The following is a 17,586-nucleotide window of genomic DNA, read 5'->3' as shown; positions in this document are numbered from 1 at the left end:
CAATGGACGGGTTTTTTTATATCAATAAAAAAGTGCTTTGGTGAGATGGCGTTAGGCTGTTAAATCGTCAAGTATCCTGTCTGAACTTACTGGTTGTTATTGAGCACCCAACCTTACTTCTATACACTGTTTTAAGCTGCTAAGGTTTTTGCTTGGTGTTTCTGAGCCAGAGCTTTACGCTGGCGAGCATTATCCTTGATATTTTTACCCCGAATGCGATTTGGCTTTCGGAGTCTACTGCGCTTGCTCATATGGGAGAGACAGGAAGGTAGCGAAAGTAAGAGTGGCTAACCGCTTTGACTTGATGTGTTTTTAGTATCGGGATGTTTTATTAGAGCTGGTTTATTTAAAATGTACTTTCAAAGATGCTCTCATTCTAATGAATATTAAAACGACTAGTTTTCCTTAGCCAAGCTCCTTACTAAATCTCCTTTGATTTCTTGGCAAGAATAACGCTTGCTTACACAGACATAGTAAATCAGAAGGTTTGTTTCTATCATCGTTATTGGCATTTCGAAAAACTTTATATCTTCGGTAAAATGAATTTAAAGTAAGCCTGTCATCAAAGCAAAGCCAATTGACATCATCATAATTGAAACAGTGAGCTGAATCCCTTTCATCGTAATTTTGGTTAACAAAGATTTTCCAATGAGTGCGCCACCAAATGCAGAGCATATAGCAATATAGATTGCGAACTCTAGTGAATCGTATTGTGAAAGCTGCTTGAAGTTAATTGTTGAAAAATAAATTGCAGAACGAAAGATATCGATAATACATGCAGAAATAACACCGGTGGCAATGAAAGCTTGTTTATCTAAATTGAATTTCATTAGAAATGCGCTCCTAAAAGCGCCTTGATTACCTGAAAGTCCACCAAAGAAACCTGAAATAATCCCACCTAAAGGTAAATATTTGGTAGCAAACTGCATATTTTTGAGTTTATTAGTCAGTTCTAAGTAAGCAAAAAGAATGAACAAACTACCGATAATTAATTTTATTGGGGTTACGATAAAGTAAATTCCCCAAAATGAATAGCTGAGCAGCGTTGGCAGCGTACCTAGAGATAACAGTATCCAGGCACCGAGTGAGGCAGCTATTGCTGCAGGAATGGCGAATAAAACAAATAGATTCCAGCGAACATGGCGAAATACAAGAAGTAGTTTAAACAGATTATTGGCAAGGTGAACTATAGCTGTGCAAGCAATGGCAATTTGAACTGGGAAAAAGAGGGCAAAAGCCGGGCTTAATAAAGTGCCTAGTCCAAACCCAGAAAAAAAAGTTAAAAATGAAGCCAGTAAGGCAACGACTGCGAGTAGTATTAACACGGGGTAATTTATAATCAGTTAGGAAGATTTAATATTATCACTAAACTGCTTAACTTGTTTATATTACCCCAAATAAAATTCTTAATTTCTTGGAACTATCTCATAAATAGGATAATAGGAATAGTCTAGCTTTACCGAACGATTGATAAATCTTTTCCAGGCATCAGCACTTCCTGAGATACCTGAATCTTTTGCTACAGCTAATGCAATTTGTAGGTTCGATGGATATCCAACAGGCGATGATGAATAACCGATCTTTTCTCCTTTTTGCAGTCCTATTGCTTCGGCCTGTTCAACACTGCCACACGGTAAATTATAATCGAAGAAACCTCCCCCATAGGGAATATCTTGGCCGTTGGTATTGTTATAAACTTCTGCGATAGTGGAGAACATCACATCGTTGGCTGATGGCGCAACTAAAATATGATACGCGGGGCTGAAAATCCAGCAATATCCTGAACCACCCTCTATGCCAAACCCCATGCGCTGTACTGGGAATTTTGCTTTATATTCTAATAGTGACAAAGCTTGAGAGAAGTCGAGTTCAACCAGATGCCCAATCGACCAGGTAAAGAAATCATCCATCCAGGGTGAATGAGTTGGGTAGCTGTAATTGGGAATTAAAGCTCCATATTTATTGGGCGGACTAATCAAATATTTTTGTTGATAGCGAGTAATATTATTCGATAATTTTTCATTCAAATATAATTTTTGAGGATGTAAGTCGGGTGTTATAAATGCTGCCTGTGCCAGTGTTCGCGGTGACCATGCTTGAGCACGATCTTGTTGATCTTTTTCGAACCAGCCCTGACTGGTTTGTCGATAATGCGGGTTCATTGAAAGAAAATTATAGCTAACCCAAAAATGAAGTTCTTCGAGATAAAAATAATCACCAGTAACCACGTAAGGCAAATAAGCTAGTGATGGCTGATGGGCCGTATCTGGTCTGTAGGGTAATAGGCAATCAGCTAGTAGAGTTGATTCACATTGAGCCACTTGTTCATATTGGTTGGTCAGTGGATTTTTACTGATTGAACGATTCGGATGAGATGAGGCATAAGGATAATCGTCGATTGATAAGGGTAAAAGAGAGTCAAGGTCACGATAGTGAATAGGCAAGCTACCAGCAAGATCGCCCATCTCGAGCATAACTTTTTTGGCGATTTCTTTTTGTGAAAGCAGGTATATTGTTGTCCACCTTGGTAGCGGGCCAATATCGGGGCGAGCGCCAGTAGTTCCCATAGCGGGGTTTGCAAAACCAATTCCCATCGGTCCGATTTTATTGTAGGTAAAAGGCGTACCTCCACTCCCTGGTGGTAAATGATAACCATCGTCACTAACTTCTATGGTAATTTCTTCATCTTTCTAATCGAGTTGATATTGATTGAGGACAGTTGGTGATATCTGGTGAATTAGTGATGGATCATAATTAGGTACTGCGCTGGTTGCAATTAAGTAAGTCGGGTCATGTTCAATATGTAGTGATGGTTCTCCTTGTGCCCAGACTAATCTTCGTCAGCGAGTATTTCTCAAATGGTTAAGTGCATTTTGAGAATAAATAATGTCATTGTTTTGCTTAACGCTAATATCGTAAGTTAAATTTTTTGGTGAAGCCGTATAAGCACTGCCATTTTCAATAGTGAAACTGGTGCGAATATGATCGAGATTTCCATAGACTCGAATAGCCAGTTGCGCCAATAAATGAGGATGTATTTCGTTATTAGGATTGACAAAATGACCGGCTACTATCCATTCGTTGACCACTTCTCCTTGTAACCAATGAGTCGATGGCTGATTTAGCAATAGCGTCTTGGCATTCACATGATAAGTAACATCTTGTAATGTAATATCAATTGTTAAATTCCAATGACTGTCGATAAGAGAGGCTAGATCAATGGGGAAATTTGGGTTTGATGATAGATTGCCTTTATTGTATTGAACTTCTGGTTGTGAGGATTGAGTACTTGCGACAATCTCTGCATTTATCGTTTCTAAGGCTGACATTTTTGGAAAAAATCCAGAAAAGATTGCGTGGTGAATACTGTGATTGTCATTATGAAGCGCTTTAATATTGGTTTGCAAAGGAATGATTTGTTCATTGGCCAGTTTAAGGCTTAATGACTGTTCCTGAAGCACTCCACCTTTTTTAAACACACTTGCAAAAGTAAAAGGAATATTGGTTTGTTCACTATTAGACAAATTATTAAAGGTGAACAGTTGTTTTCCCATAATTGGGTAAACTTCAACAGTTTGAATGAGTGGCGTGCTATTGTCGTGTCCATCGTTAACAGTTAATTTCACTTGATAGATGCCAGCGATATCTGGCAAAAACTCAGATTTTACTTCGTAGTGGTTAGTAACTCACTAGATGAACTTGCTGGTGTTGTCAATTCCCAATGATAAGTGAGTGGATCATTTTCTGCATCTGAACTAGTGGATGCATCAAGCAATATGACCTGACCTGGCTTGGCTGAATTTTGAATCGTAAAGTGAGCTGTTGGTGGTGTGTTTTCTGAAATTTCAGAGCTAGGTATTTCTTCAATAAACTCTGCTTGAGAGGATGTTGCTCCACTACCGCAAGCTAAAATAAAAAGTAAGATAAAAAGTAATCGGTTGGTGGTGATGAGCGGGTAAAACTTATTACGTGAAGTCGCAGGGGGGTAACATAATAGGCCTTCCAAAATTTTTAAGCGGTTAAGTTGAATTGATATGATGTCAATATGAAATTGTAAGTTAGATATTATCCGCAGTTAGTTTGAATAAAGAATATTTGCTTAGATAAAGGGTAAAAAATAAAGATAAGAGGAAGGTGTTTTTTCAATTTTTGCCAACGACTTGTAAACTTGAAAACTGAAAGAATAAGTGTTGGCAAGAAATTATTATAGTGACTGGCACCAAAATTGATACATTCTAGAAAATGCTTCGGGGTGTTTTTGTTCCGCTTTATGCCAAATATATAAGTTGTCTAAACGTAGCTTCGAATTTTTAGAGGACTTTTGAATTTTTGAATAACTGAAAAAAATATCTGCTGGTAGATAGCAAAAGCCCAAGAATTTTAATTCCAGTTCTTCTAAATGATTGGCTATTTCTAGACAATCAAATTGTATTTCATGAGTATGCAAAAATAGATCTCTGCAACCACTGATGCTAAAAAAATCTCTCGAACCCAGCGCTAAATTCTTAACGGTATCGCCATACTCACCAAGCATAACTGACTGTCTAAATTGCTTGATAAATAGTGGATCATTGGTTTCTACATGTTTGTTTGACCGACGCATAATCGCTCTAACTTGATTGATGGACTTACGAGCTAACTTGCTATATAGCGCTATTTTCATTATGCCGCCCGGTAGTAATAATTTTTTAAGTTGCTTCCAGCCTTCTAGCGGAGATTGCATGTGGTGAAGCACGCCTATGCATTCAATAATGGCAAACTTCAGATTTAATGATGATAAATTTAAAATATCTGCCTGCATAAATTCGACATTGGTAATGCCGTATTCCAGCGCTTTGCGTTTAGCAAAGGACAAACTTGCTAAGCTTAAATCGATAGCTAATATCTTATAAGTTGGATAGGTTTTTGCGAGTTCGACAACTTGTTTACCTGTGCCACATCCAGCAATTAACATTCGTAATTCTGATTGTGCAAAATAAGCGGGAGCAATAAACTCAGGTATTTGTTGCCGTATAAATTCAGCATAGCTCGCTGATTGATTGACACTAGCGGTTTGCCAGCGAGGATAAGGATTAGCTTCGTACTGATCTTTTACCATCGCAGATATTTGATCAATTGCGATCTGATCGAATGATGTAGTATCAATAGAACTACTTCTCGATAAATTGCGTTCATTTGGAATTCGAGTTTCACCTGTATCGATTGATTTTATGGTATTTCTTAGTTGTTGTTCTTCAAACGGATTAATCAATTGTTGTGAAACTAACAACTTTAACATAGGTGGCCAACGCTCATCGGGTATCTCTAATAATTGTGATGCCGATTGAAGCAAGTGCAAAGGACGATACATAGCTAGTACAATCAATGGCAGCATAATATTGTTCATTAATTGGGTAGAATCAAAGCTAGCTGAATTTATTATTGATGAATTGTTGATTAAAGTGTTATTTAGTATTGTTATTAGTTCATTCACCAGTCTGTCTTCTTCCGGATCGGTTTGATAAATGTACTCATTATTAAATAGCTGTATAGCCAAACATATTGCTAAATCGATAAGTTGAATATCAATATTATCATTGGTTAGAATTTCTTTAAGCAATGTGAAACGAATACCAGTTAAAAACATTTCTAAATATTCATTTGTTAAATTAATCTGAATTAACGCTTTTTTTAACAAATTATCTTTAGCTATTTGAATGAGTGAAAGCGTCTCGTTGCCGTCCTTTAACGCATATTTAAGCTGAATTAATTCGCTGACAAATCCGCAAAGGTCATGATGGTTAACGCCTTCAAAAGTGAAATAGCAAAGTGCATCCTGCTCTAGAGATAAACTGTATTTTAATGGTTTAGCATAGAATAAGCAGTTAAACAGATTGACTTTAACCTGTTGTTCGTTGTACTGATGATTGAGCAGAATATTGTAGTGTGGGATAGCTTTATCATATAAGCCGGCTTTTCTAAAACTGTCTGCAAGTATTGCTCGAATTTCACAATTATCAGGGTCAACTTGAATCAATGACTCAAGTTGACCTATTGCTCGAAGATATTGCTGAGAAGAATAGTCTAATAGTGCTTTTAAAAAAATATTAGCAGGCAAAGATTGTTGATTGGTTGAAAGTTTTTTGAGGTAACTTTTCGCTTGGGTGATATTGCCGCACTGTATCAATGAGCGAACTTGTTGAAATTGATTGTCTGCAAACCAATTATTTTTCGAAAGGTTGTTTAATAAATCTGAATATTGTTTGTTGACTGTCATTTAGGTTTTTCGTTTTTGAATATTTAAATTGTATCTTGCGCCGACAATCTCATTGTTTGTTCATAACATTGTTATGTTCATAGCGATAAGTTGGCAGTAGTTATTGGTCCAAGTCATTGGCTAAATCTAAGGCCTAAGACATCATCGTCAGTATTGGGACTATGTCTGTCCTTTACTAATCTCCAAGCTGTCGATACGACAGAATGTTGTTATTTTATAGTAATAGAGTGTTGGAGTAACGTGACCTAAGTGCAACACGATATTAGCATTAAAAGTCTCGTTTATATTGCAGTTAATAATAGAGCAGTTTTTTAGGGTTAACCAAATTTATTATGAGAGTAAGCCAAATTGTGAGTATCATTTGTTTTAATCTCAAAAAAGAATGTTCGCTTGTTTAGCAATAATGGCAATAAATAACTCATTAAATATAGCCTGAAAGAATATTCAAAGTGTTGCTAATGACTAATTGAAAATGTCTCTGTTAAGATTAATAACGTACGGCAAAATTATCATTCATTAACTATAGTTATTCAGAAAGACTATTTGTTGAGGTTTGTTAAAGTTGGGGTCGTTACCAGTAAATTACCTGTCAGGAATAAACAGGCAGATAATCTATGCCATCCTTTTGGTATGCCTGCTCCCAAGCTTAATGAACCTGATTGGCGTTGATTTTTCCTCTGTTGGTTCAATGGCTAATGCTGATAGTTTAACTCTGAGTAATCTTAGTAATACCCAAATCAATAATGCAATTCAAGGTAGTCTGTTTCACGCACTACTTGAATGGTGTGCTATTAGCATTACCATTATTGCGGCAATCTTATCTTTTATTCATTTTTATATAAAAAAAGACCTAGTTGTTCCTATTATTGGTATTGCGCTGCTTTGTGTGGCAATTGTTGATAGCTTTCATATTTTAGCTGAAAATCAAATCATTAATGCCAATTCTCCTCATGAAGATTTTATACCTTTCTCCTGGGCGCTTTCTCGAATATTCAATGCAGGAATTTGTATTCTAGGCATAATTATTAATCTCTCATTTATTAAGCAAAGTAAGGTTAACCGATTATTTTCAAAAAGTGAGTTGCGCCTTTTAATTGGTATTGCAATTTTATTTTTGTCTTTGACAATTCTTTCGGTTGATATGGCGGTCATAAGTGATAGTTTGCCCAAAACAATGCATCCTGAGGCTTTTATTGTCAGACCATATGACATTGTTTCGTTAGCATTGTTTATCTTCTGTAGCCTATTAGCTTATATTTGGTTTAAGCAATCACCCAGTGTATTTCGTTTTGCCCTTTTTTTGAGCTTGATTCCTGCTGTTGCAACTCAAATACATATGGCTTTTGGCTCTACCAGTTTATTTGATAATCATTTCAATATCGCTCATGGTTTAAAAATACTAAGCTACTTTATTTTACTAATTGGTATTACCCTGGATTTGATTGTCATCCAGACACCTGCCTATATAAAAAATACATTAGCTAAAAATAAAGCGGAAGCCAAAAAGAACAAACCTGTAGAAGGTACCTTGCTAATAGGTCAGGCTAAGATACCGCAAGCGATTTATATGCCCGGCATCACCTTTATTTTGTCATTATTGATTACTTGTGTTGTTGGTATTTCTTTCTATCTCGATGGGCAGGGCATGGCGCGAAAGCAGCAAATTGAAACGCTAGAAGTTGAAAGTCGAATTATTGCTCCCTATTTAGAAGAGCTTTATGTTAATGCAGCTAAAGATTTGCAGTTTTTAAGTAATACGCCACCAATTAACGGCATTATAGAGTCTATTGAAAAGGGTGATGACAAGAATTACCAACTTTGGACAGCAAGGTTAAATACGATATTTAGCGAAAAACTACGCAGCAAATCTCGTTACCTAAAAATTCGGTATATTGGCTATTCGAATAGTGGTAAAGCGCTAGTTAGTGTTAAAAAAATATTTGGCCGTGTAAAAGTGATGCCACCAAGTCAAATGCAAAGCTATGCCGGTAAAGAATACATGCTAGAAAATAAGCGTCGTTTGAGTGGCGAAGTTTATTTTTCAAAAATTTCATTAAACCGAGAAAATAATAAGATAGCCATACCGGTTCTTCCAGTTATTCGAGTATCAACCCCTATTTATAGTCCCTCTGATGGTAGTCTATTCGGTGTTGTTATCATTAATGCAAACTTTAAGGATATTATTGAAGAACTTAAAAAACGAATTTCTCCCGATATAAAATTTTATGTTGCTAATGAAGAAGGCGATTACCTGGTTCACCCAGATAATGAAAAACAATATGGATTTGAGTTTTCGACCGACTTTAAAATACAAGAAGAGTTCCCTCAAATTAAAACGGTTTTTAACAGCAGTAGTAAACAGTATTTTTTATCAATTGATAATCAGCAGACTAACAAGAATACAGAAAACATATTTAACGAAAGTGGAAAGTCATCGGTAGGTTTTTACAGTTTGCTAAGTCTGGATAAAATTGGCACACAAAGAAAATTGAGAATGTTGTTAACCAAGGATGAAGAAATTTTTAATAACCAAATTGAAAATTTTAGAAATCGCAGCCTGTTGCTAGGTTTTGGGTTGGCGATTATTGCCTTGACACTGTCAATTGTTGCTTCGCGTCGCTTGATTGGTTCAATTACGCAAATGCTGAATGCGATGGAAGCAAAAAATTATCAGAGTACTTTGGCGGAGTTACCGATTGAAGCGTCGGATGAAGTCGGTGTGCTTGCCCGCAAGTTTTACAATATGATTGTTTTGCAGCAAATTAAAGAAAAAGAACTAAATGAGCAAAAATTTGCACTGGATCAACATGCAATTGTTGCAATTACCGATATTAAAGGCAATATTACATTTGCCAACCAGCGGTTTGCAGATATTAGCGGATATACCATTGATGAACTGATTGGTAAAAATCATCGCATTATTAATTCAGGATATCATACCACCGAATTCTTTCGTAACATGTACAAAACAATCAGTAGTGGTCAAGTGTGGCAAGATGATATTTGTAACAAATCCAAGTCAGGTGAAATTTATTGGGTAAGTACAACAATAGTGCCTTTTATGCAAGATGGAAAGCCTGAAAGCTACATTGCCATAAGGGATGATATTACCGAAAAGAAAAAAGTAGAACAAAAAATAGAACAAAATTTGATTACTCAAAATGCGATTCTTGAATCAATTGATAATGGTATTTTAGTTACCACTTTTGATGGAAAAATTGTATTGTGTAACTCTCGATTTAATGAACTTTGGCATATTGATGCAGACACTTTTATTTTTAGAGATGTCAACTCACTGGTTAAATATATTAGCAAACAACTTCGTCATCCCGCGCGCATCAAAGAAAAACTGTCACTGATAGAAGAGCAGGGCGACAAAAGTAACTTAACTGTAATTGAATTGGAAGATGACCGCGTGTTTGAGCACTTTACCATGCTGATGAATTTACAACAGGGAAAGCGCTATTTACTACACTCATTTCGCGATGTTACTGAAAAAGTTAAGTCTGAACGAGCGAGAGATATCCACCTTGAAAATGCACAAATTAAAATTAATTTGATTTCCATTATGAGCTCAATGTTGCCTCTAGTTGATAAATTAAAGTATGCCGTTGCGAATGTGTCAGCATTAAGAGATGTTGTTGATTGTTCAATGGGGGGTGTTTTATTGATGCAAAAAGATACCAATAAGTTGGAATTAGCTTGTCATTACGGCGAGCTTAGTGAAGATTTTTTAAATGAAAAAAACATGCAAAATTTCATTAAAAATTATTGCCAATACAGTATTGAGTCAACTGATGTTACGGTGATTCGACACAACGCCGCAGAAGCTTCTCTGATTGAGATTGCTGCTAATCTGGCCGATTGTGGAACCTACATTATTCCGATTCTTAATAAGTCCAGTTCGATTCATAATCTCATCGGAATAATTTTTTTATTCACCAATAAAAATCCTGATGATTCGCCTGAACGAATTGCATTTCTTAAAGAAATAGCAGAGTTGATTTCGAGTGAATTTTTAAATCAGGAAGTAAGTCAGCAAATAGAGTTTGCGCGAGAGGCGGCTGAAGAGTCTAGTCGACTAAAGAGTGAATTTTTAGCTAATATGAGTCATGAAATTCGAACACCAATGAATGGCGTACTCGGAATGATTGGTTTGTTGCTTAAAACACCATTGAATGAAGATCAACGACGAAAAGCTGATTTGGTTCAGTCTAATGCGCAGTCATTATTAACCTTAATTAATGATATTCTCGATTTTTCAAAAGTTGAAGCAGGAAAACTTGATTTAGAAATTATTGATTTTGATTTACGTACTATGATGGGGGATTTTACGGAAGGGATGGCGCTGAAAGCACAGCAAAAAGGATTAGAAATTATATTAGATATCACGCAAGTTGAAGAGTCAATGATAAAAGGTGACCCTGGCCGAATCAGACAAATTCTAACAAATCTGGTAGGCAATGCGATTAAATTTACTGATTCGGGAGAAATTTTAATTCGTGCTTCGTTGGAAAAAAGTGATGATGAGTATTTAACTTTAACTTGCTTAGTTTCTGATACTGGAATTGGTATCTCAGAAAAAAATCAAGAAAAATTATTTGATGCCTTTAAGCAGGCCGATGCATCAATGAGCAGAAAATACGGCGGTACAGGATTAGGTTTAGCTATTGTCAGGCAGTTGTGTAAGTTAATGCATGGCGATATTGAAGTTTCCAGCAAAGTCAATGAAGGGAGTCAGTTTAAATTTCATATTCAGTTGTTACCTAGTAACTTATCGAAAAAAGTCATGCCTGATGTTGCATTAAATGAATGTTTAGTGCTTGTTGTTGATGATAATGACACTAATCGCTCTGTACTTTGCGAGCAATTATCTCACTGGGGGGCGAATGTGATTGAAGCAGAAAGTGGCGCGCGCGCAATGGAATTATGCGAAGAGCACTATTGTTCATCCACTAAGAAAATATTTGATGTTGCACTATTAGATATGCATATGTCGGATATGAGTGGTGCTGAATTAGGAAAATGCTTGCAGCTAGATAAACGTTTTAGTTCGATTAAACTGGTAATGATGACCTCTATGTCGAGTCGTGGCGATGCTCGTTATTTTGCTAAGCTAGGATTCAGTGCTTATTTTCCAAAACCTGCGACTACTGCTGATTTATTAGATGCAATTAAAATTGTTGTTAGTGGTGGCGATATTTTAACTCAAGCGTCACCATTAGTGACGCATCATTATTTACAATCAATTAGACAATACGAATCCGGTGCAATGCAAAAAAATGAGCAATCCCAACTATCACTAAAATGGCCCGAAGCGCTCAATGTTTTATTGGTTGAAGACAATTATGTCAACCAAGAAGTCGCAGCAGGCATGTTAAAAGAATTTAACCTCCAAGCAACAATTGCAATGAATGGTAAAGAAGCGATTCATTTATTAAAAAATCACCCTAGTGACAAACCCTTTTCGTTGATCTTAATGGATTGTCAAATGCCTGTTATGGATGGCTATGAAGCGACTCGAAAAATTCGTCAGGGAAAAGCTGGAGAGCGCTATAAGGAGATTATTATTATTGCTATGACTGCAAATGCGATGAAAGGTGATCGTGAGAAATGTATTGGGGCTGGAATGAACGATTACATTGCAAAACCAGTTGATGCAGAACATATTTTAAGTACGATCAGTCGATACTTTAGTCCATCAATTGATGCCGAAGAAAAACAACGAGTATTAAAAGCTCCCATAGTCTTAGATGATGTAGCAGAACAATCTAATTCACAGATTTGGGAAAAAGAAAATGTAATAAAACGGTTGATGGGAAAAGAAAAACTAATGTATCAGTTAATGCGGCTATTTTTATCAGATATTCCAAAGCGCATTAATGAACTGGAATTACTGATTGTTCAAGAAGAAATTTATAAAGCCGGTCGAGTAGCGCACGCCATCAAAGGTGTTGCGGGAAATGTCGGTGGAATTAAATTTGAAGCCGAAGCAAGAAAAATTGAGATGCTAGCCAAAGAAGAGGATCTTGATTCAATCGTCGCTAACTTTGTTTTACTTAAAAAAGAGTATCATGCATTAGAAAATTTATTTAACCAAGAATTAGAAAAATATAAAAGTAATCAAAACGATACAAAGATAACGCTGGCAGAACTAATACCCGCCTTACAAAATTTAGAGAAAAAACTGCTTAATGGTGACTATATTGAAGATAGTGAGACTGAAAGTTTAAATGGTAACGTTGAAGACTCTCAAATTCAATTAATGATGGATAAGCTGGTTAAATGTATCGAAAATTTTGAGCATGAAAATGCTATCGATATTATTCAACAAATTATTACGCTTCACTCTAATTCTGTTTCGGGTGTCAATTAAGTGATTTATTATGGATAGAAAGCCGATTGTTCTACTGGTTGATGATATGCCTGCCAATATAAAAATTCTGGCAGATTGTTTGAGTGACCAGTATAGAATTAAAGTCGCAACCGATGGATATAAATGCTTATCTATCGCTAATAGCAATGATAAGCCTGATTTGATATTGCTTGATATAGAAATGCCTGAGTTAAATGGTCATGAGGTCTGTCGTCGATTAAAACAAAGTGTTGAAACCGCTAATATTCCGGTAATTTTTGTAACCGCAAAGAGCGAAAATCGAGATGAAGAGAAAGGTTTTAAAATTGGCGCGGTTGACTATATTACCAAACCCATTCATCCTGCGATTGTCAAAGCAAGAGTCGCTACACATATTATTCTAAAATTACAGAAAGACGAGCTCAGCTACATGATTAATCGGGATCAGTTGACCCGCTTATATAATCGACAATACTTCCTGAAGTTGGCTTATAAAAAACTTGCTCGATCTATTCAGCATGAGCGGGATTTGAGTATTATAATTATAGATATTGATGATTTTAATCAAATTAACGAGCAATATGGATTAACCGTTGGAGATAATGTGATTAAGAATGTTGCTTCTATATTAACCCAGCATTGTGGAAAGGAGGATATTGCAGCGAGGTACACTGGTGAAGAATTTATTATTTTGGTAGAAGAGTGCAATCTGCAAATGGCCAGTGATAAAGCTGAAAATATTCGCCAATCTGTTGCTGCGGCAACACCTGGTGGTTTGGATATTACAGTTAGCGTTGGTGTTGCTCAAATTAATCTTAATTCCAGCAGTTTCGAACAAGCTTTAAAAAAAGCAAGTAAAGCACTTAAAGATAGCAGTCATAGTTTGCATGATTAAGTTGAAACTAATTAACTAATTTAGAAAGAGTTTTAAGATGCATGTATTGATAGTTGACGATGTCGAATATAATCGGGTTTTAATTAAAACGTTACTTGAAGATAAGTATGATATTTTTGAGGCCGAATCTGGTGAAGTCTGTCTGGAAATGGTGAACGAAGTCAATCCCGATATTATTTTACTCGATGTAAATATGCCTGGGCTTAGTGGTTATGATGTTTGTTTGAAATTGAAAGAGAAAACCGAAACTAAAAACATTCCGGTTATTTTTGTCTCTGCACTTGATAGCCCCGAAGAGCGATTAGCTGGTTTTGAAGCGGGTGCTGATGACTACTTAATTAAACCTATCGATGGTAAAGAGTTAATTGATAAGGTTGCTGCTTATGCAGAAAGACATGCCGAGATGCTAAAGGCGAAAAACGAAGCTGCCAGTGCAATGAATGTGGCTATGGAAGCCATGACTTCGAGTAGTGAATTAGGCCAAATTATTCAGTTTGTTAAAACTGTTCAAGGATTGAGTTCTGCCAAACAGGTTGCTGATGCTGTACAAACCATTGCAGAAGATTTCGGATTAACTATTTGTGCTTTAATCTCTGCTGATAAACCCATTTATATTGGTTGTGAAGTGAAAAGCCTTGAAGCCATGTTACTGAAAAAATTTATTCATAGTTCTGAACGAGTAACTCAGCTGGGTATTAGAGTCCTTGTTAAAAGTAATAATATTGTTTTGTTATTGAAAAATATGCCAATTGAAGATGTCAGCCGAAGTGGTCGATTAAAAGATCATTTTGTAGTTTTGACAGATATTGCCGATGGACGCTTGGCAACATTACTAGCTGAAAGCGCAATGATTGGACAGCGTAAAAAAATTATTAACGATGTCATTGAGTTGGCTGAAAAACAGATTAAGCTTACCAGTGGTAAAGTGCGAGATTATGCGTCGACGGTCAGTCAGACGATAGAATCTATGTTGAATGAATTAGAACGCATGTTGTTTAGTCTTGGGTTAGATGACGATCAAGAACGAAAGTTGATGGCATTAGCTGATAAAACCTCAAGACGATTAAATGATAATAATGCGCAAAATGAACAGTTGGATAATGAACTTGGTGTTATCTTAGAGGCACTTTATCAACTCCTCGAAGAAGAACAGTAGTTCTTCTTCGAGTGTTTTATTCTAAGCTGGTTGACTTGCAATTTAATCGAGCAATTGATTTCTCCATTGACTATTTTTCTCATCCCAGAATATTTTTTGTGTTGGCCAGTATTGATGGTCTGGTTTTAATGTAATGACGGACTCACGCTTACTTAGATCCATGAGCCGCAATCTTAGATACTTTTTATTACGAAACTCTTTAGTCAAACGAATAAATTGTTCCAGACTTTCTATTTTATAATCTTCCAGACCAATAATGCGGTGTAACGGTGTCAAGTGATAACGATTCGCTGGTGAGCCATACCAATACCAAGAAACATAAACACCCTGTGCTTCAATGCCCATTTGTACCGCTAATGCACGATGTGGTTTTTGTAAAATTGCGCCGCCCCATAAATAAATTTCATTTGTATCGAGTTGGTTTAGTTGATGGGTTTTTAGTGGAATGTTTATTGCTTTTTTATCGCGCCAAACTGTCACCATGACTTCTGTGGCTTGAGACCGCTGATGGAGATCTTGATAGTTACGAATAATTTGTTGATCAATCGCCAGTAGCAAATCACCATTTTGAATTTTATTAAAAGCATCGGTGCCTACTGTGCGGGTGTAGACTTTTAATACTTGAGGTTTATGTGCTGCATTTTGAATTGCTTTCATCCAGTCATTTGATAATCCATAATTTTTTGCTTGTGCAATACTGATTGGTAGTGCTTCAATTTCTAAAGAGTTAACAACGATGCTTTGTTGTTTTTGCCACTGATTTCGAATTCGTATTATTTCGTCAACTGGGAGTCCACGGTCAATTGTTTGATTGCCACTGCTATCCAAGGTAAAGTTTGTCCACCAACTGCGAACTATCCCTTTACTGTCTATCAGCACTCCGCTGGCAACAGCCGGCGGCTGATCAATGACAATGGCATCAGAATTGGCATCGCGAAATTGAGGAACATCAGGCATTGGTAGCTTAAGCGCTTCAACAGACGAAACTAAAACCGGCTCGCCAATGATTCGGCTGGCCGTTTGATAGCCGACTAACCATACCGTATCACCTTCAGATAATTTTTCCTCTGAAAGACGCGCTGATTTTAGTGGTGTATTGGGTAGCAGCGAGGGGTCATACTGTAACAAAACAAAACTGTGAATCGGGTGAACAAACAGAACATTGGCTGGAATTTCAGTGACTCCAGATATGGTCAGGCTGACGTCCAACATTTTTATAGGTACGGTGTTTCTGTCGGCTAATACAAGGCCTTGTTTAGCATCCAGAATTAGGCCTGTTCCTGAATAGCTTTGAAAGTTTTGACCGTCAATATGATAAGGTAAAGTTGACTGAACCATAACTAATGAGTTGGCAATTTTAGCCGTATATTGGTTGTTATATTGGGTTAATTTAACCTGAGTTGGCTCACTGGATTGTGATTGCGTATGCCAGTTCAGTTGTTGACAGGTCCAGCGATGTTGTAGCAAATTTTGTTGGCAACTTTGTGATAAATGCCAACGGGTTTGAAATTCAATATTGGCTAGCTGCTGTTGATTAGGTAAACCAATACTGACATATTTAATACTAAAATATTCGTTCTGTTTGAGTGTTGACAATGCTTGAATAAAATCATCGAGATGTTTTATTGGTTGCTGATTAATTGCTTGAATAACATTCCCTCTATTTATACCTGCTTTAGAAAACATATAGCCAGGCGAAGCAATGTAAACGCCTTCAATAGGCAGATTAGTTTGACGTGCAAGCTGATAAGAAAAGTTATTAAATATTCCGCCTGCGACTTGAACATACTGACGGGGAGTTGCTTTATGTAAGTCAGCAATTGGTATTTCAACGTTAATTTCTTGTCCAAATCGAGAAACTGTCAGTGTGATATTTTGTGCAACATGTTGATCTAAAAAAAGTTCAAATGCATCGAATCGTCCCGTATATTCAATGGTTTGATTATTAACCCTGGCCGATAAGATGATGTCGCCTATTTTAAGGTTTTGTGCTGCGGGACTTTGTGCTAATAAGCGCTCTATAACCAATACGCCATTGACTGGATTTTTTTTTCGAAATAAGGCCTCATGCTTTTGCGAAAGACCAAGCCGTCTGGCTTCATCATAAGGTTGATAAGTCAGTGTGGTAAATATTGTACCACGGCTGACTGGTTGTGCATTTTGTATTGCCTTCAAGGCTTGGGTTACTTTATAAAGTGGCAGAAAAAAACTGGAAGAGCTGTGGTGATTTCCCCCTGCATTGAGTGCAATAACTTGACCTTGAATGTCAATTACCGGTGAACCTGATGAGCCTCCTGAGGTATCTGCCGAGGATTGAAAATAAAAAGTATTAAAGTCGTTATATCCACCACGACGATACTGAGGTGCTGGTCTGTCGAGGCGGGCAAGTGTCCCTGATAAAATAGACATATGTTCACCCGAATCATTACCAATAACTTTAATATCTACACCAATTTTCGCTCCATCTTTGGCCAGTTTTAGAGATTTAGGTTGAATAAACTGTAAATCCTGCGGATTATATTGAAAAAAACCAAAATCATGTACCGGATCGCGGTAAATAGGTGTTAAATCAATTTCTTCATTGTTGGCAAAAATGGCTTCTGCGGTGATGGGGCCAGGGTTTACTACGTGTCTGTTGGTTAAAATAATACCGCGTTTGGCATCAACAACAAATCCGGTTGCTTGAGTGGTTTTACTGCTTTCAGTATCAAATGTTCTGACGACATTGACACGTATACTGACAACTGAGTCAGAAATATTGGCGATGGTTTTGTTCCATTGCGAGGATTCACTGGCAATCGCTGCTGGTAAAGTGATATAAAAAAAGAGTAATAATATGAGTCGGTTGTACATTCTTTTCCCTCGGTCAGAATCTTATTAATGATTAATGCGTTTTAAATATCCATATTAGTTTTTACATGTAG

9 protein-coding genes are annotated in these 17,586 nt (G+C 36.7%); 3 read left to right on the top strand and 6 right to left on the bottom strand.

The features are described from left to right. Nucleotides 1-545 precede the first annotated feature (545 nt). From ABVT42_RS20180 to ABVT42_RS20160, 5 genes are all read right to left on the bottom strand, one after another. Nucleotides 546-1,325, bottom strand: a complete 780-nt coding sequence (locus tag ABVT42_RS20180; RefSeq protein ID WP_353897710.1) for a sulfite exporter TauE/SafE family protein — start codon at nt 1,323-1,325, stop codon at nt 546-548. Between the two features lie 81 nt (nt 1,326-1,406). Further along, nucleotides 1,407-2,594 carry a hypothetical protein gene (locus ABVT42_RS20175; RefSeq protein WP_353897711.1) on the bottom strand — a complete coding sequence of 396 codons (1,188 nt, stop codon included), beginning with the start codon at nt 2,592-2,594 and terminating at the stop codon, nt 1,407-1,409. 246 nt (nt 2,595-2,840) lie between these two features. Continuing rightward, complete coding sequence (locus ABVT42_RS20170; RefSeq protein ID WP_353897712.1) at nt 2,841-3,626, bottom strand: hypothetical protein; 786 nt, start codon at nt 3,624-3,626, stop codon at nt 2,841-2,843. Nucleotides 3,627-3,664: 38 nt separating this feature from the next. After that, a complete protein-coding gene (locus tag ABVT42_RS20165) occupies nt 3,665-4,006 on the bottom strand; it encodes a hypothetical protein (protein ID WP_353897713.1) in 342 nt (113 codons plus the stop codon). Between the two features lie 198 nt (nt 4,007-4,204). Next, nucleotides 4,205-6,256 carry a methyltransferase domain-containing protein gene (locus ABVT42_RS20160; protein WP_353897714.1) on the bottom strand — a complete coding sequence of 684 codons (2,052 nt, stop codon included), beginning with the start codon at nt 6,254-6,256 and terminating at the stop codon, nt 4,205-4,207. Nucleotides 6,257-6,905: 649 nt separating this feature from the next. Between ABVT42_RS20160 and ABVT42_RS20155 the strand changes: the two genes are divergently transcribed. Genes ABVT42_RS20155 through ABVT42_RS20145 form a run of 3 tightly spaced genes read left to right on the top strand, consistent with a single transcriptional unit; the run spans nt 6,906 to nt 14,662 of the window. After that, a complete protein-coding gene (locus ABVT42_RS20155) occupies nt 6,906-12,632 on the top strand; it encodes a response regulator (RefSeq protein WP_353897715.1) in 5,727 nt (1,908 codons plus the stop codon). Nucleotides 12,633-12,642: 10 nt separating this feature from the next. After that, nucleotides 12,643-13,506, top strand: coding sequence for a GGDEF domain-containing response regulator (locus tag ABVT42_RS20150; RefSeq protein ID WP_353897716.1), 864 nt, complete (start codon nt 12,643-12,645; stop codon nt 13,504-13,506). A 37-nt stretch (nt 13,507-13,543) separates the two neighbouring features. Continuing rightward, nucleotides 13,544-14,662, top strand: coding sequence for a response regulator (locus ABVT42_RS20145; protein ID WP_353897717.1), 1,119 nt, complete (start codon nt 13,544-13,546; stop codon nt 14,660-14,662). Nucleotides 14,663-14,704: 42 nt separating this feature from the next. Here the strand turns inward: ABVT42_RS20145 and ABVT42_RS20140 are convergent, their stop codons facing one another. Beyond that, the gene (locus ABVT42_RS20140; protein ID WP_353897718.1) at nt 14,705-17,515 is read right to left on the bottom strand and encodes a trypsin-like peptidase domain-containing protein; all 2,811 of its coding nucleotides are present in this window, start codon (nt 17,513-17,515) and stop codon (nt 14,705-14,707) included. Nucleotides 17,516-17,586: the final 71 nt, after the last annotated feature.

The sequence above is a fragment of the Aliikangiella maris genome (assembly GCF_040719265.1).
Classification (GTDB): Bacteria; Pseudomonadota; Gammaproteobacteria; order Enterobacterales; family Kangiellaceae; genus Aliikangiella; species Aliikangiella maris.
Note: the sequence above shows the minus strand (reverse complement) of the source record. Positions and strands in the feature narration are given on the sequence as shown.

Coding starts and splice junctions, on each gene's coding strand:
- ABVT42_RS20145 (WP_353897717.1), top strand. CDS start 13,544: ATGCATGTATTGATAGTTGACGATGTCGAATATAATCGGGTTTTAATT.
- ABVT42_RS20175 (WP_353897711.1), bottom strand. CDS start 2,594: ATGGGAATTGGTTTTGCAAACCCCGCTATGGGAACTACTGGCGCTCGC.
- ABVT42_RS20155 (WP_353897715.1), top strand. CDS start 6,906: ATGAACCTGATTGGCGTTGATTTTTCCTCTGTTGGTTCAATGGCTAAT.
- ABVT42_RS20140 (WP_353897718.1), bottom strand. CDS start 17,515: ATGTACAACCGACTCATATTATTACTCTTTTTTTATATCACTTTACCA.
- ABVT42_RS20160 (WP_353897714.1), bottom strand. CDS start 6,256: ATGACAGTCAACAAACAATATTCAGATTTATTAAACAACCTTTCGAAA.
- ABVT42_RS20150 (WP_353897716.1), top strand. CDS start 12,643: ATGGATAGAAAGCCGATTGTTCTACTGGTTGATGATATGCCTGCCAAT.